This is a genomic window from Rhodococcus sp. T2V (assembly GCF_029269925.1).
In the GTDB taxonomy this organism is placed as follows: domain Bacteria; phylum Actinomycetota; class Actinomycetes; order Mycobacteriales; family Mycobacteriaceae; genus Rhodococcus_F; species Rhodococcus_F koreensis.
On sequence record NZ_JARJBD010000544.1, the window covers coordinates 1 to 447 of the forward strand.

At 71.6% G+C, this 447-nt stretch carries 1 protein-coding gene; it reads right to left on the bottom strand.

All coding sequences use genetic code 11. From position 1 onward, the window contains the following. Positions 1–110: 110 nt before the first annotated feature. A complete protein-coding gene (locus P3H15_RS55325) occupies positions 111–323 on the bottom strand; it encodes a hypothetical protein (RefSeq protein ID WP_276144963.1) in 213 nt (70 codons plus the stop codon). Between the last annotated feature and the right edge of the window lie 124 nt (positions 324–447).

A 447-nucleotide genomic window follows, 5' to 3' on the forward strand; every position in this document is an offset into this window, starting at 1 on the left:
CGGTCGACCGCCCCCGGGGCCACAGGCACGAGGGGCCCCGGGGACGGTCTCGAACGGGCGGCCGACCACGGGGCCACCGACCCGATCCCACCCGCGCCCGAGGACCGCAATCAGGCCGGGTCCGCAGTCAGGCCGTCGGTGTCGGCGAACGAGTAGACCGGGTTGCGGTCACCCAGCGACTCAACCAGGCGTGTCACGACGAACGGGTCGACGACGGTCTCCGTCGTCGACCCTTCGTCGCGGCCGACGAACGCCTGAAGCCGCTCGGTGAAATCGGCGTCGATGTCGTCCGGCGTTGTTCGGGCGGCCAGTAGGCCAACCAACCGCTACGACGGTTCATACACCCGATCGACGTCGTCGACCAGGGTCATCACCCCGACCGGCCGGAGCCCCCGGACCGCAGCGGCCGCGACACGACTCGTCGGGCTGGGGCGAAGCCCCGGTAGT